This is a genomic window from Streptococcus suis (genome assembly GCF_002964045.1).
GTDB lineage: Bacteria > Bacillota > Bacilli > Lactobacillales > Streptococcaceae > Streptococcus > Streptococcus suis_U.
In genome coordinates this window covers 1-340 of record NZ_POPB01000483.1, presented here as the reverse complement: position 1 = coordinate 340, position 340 = coordinate 1, and the positions used below count along the sequence as shown (strand labels likewise).

The window sequence follows — 340 nt, the reverse complement described above, 5'->3', positions numbered from 1 at the left end:
GAAGAACTCCGTTTGGAGGAGGCTGATAAAGAGTTAAGTCAAGCTCAATCCCAATTTTCTGAGAAGAAAGCCACGGCCGATCAAGAAATTAGCCAAGCTCAAACCGAGATTGCTCAGGCTAAATCCGACTTAAGTAAGCTGGAAAAAGCGCCCTATCAGGTCTATACTCGATCAAGCCTACCAGGTGGAGATGGCTATACTACCTATAGCAATGCGACTAGGTCTATTGCTGCAGTGGGCAATGTCTTCCCCGTTGTTCTCTACCTTGTCGCAGCTCTAGTGACTTTTACCACCATGGCCCGTTTTGTCGATGAAGAGCGAACACAGTCAGGTCTCTTCA

At 47.4% G+C, this 340-nt stretch carries 1 pseudogene; it reads left to right on the top strand.

The features are described from left to right. Positions 1-340 (top strand): annotated as a pseudogene (locus C1E99_RS12165) (ABC transporter permease); the annotation flags it as partial.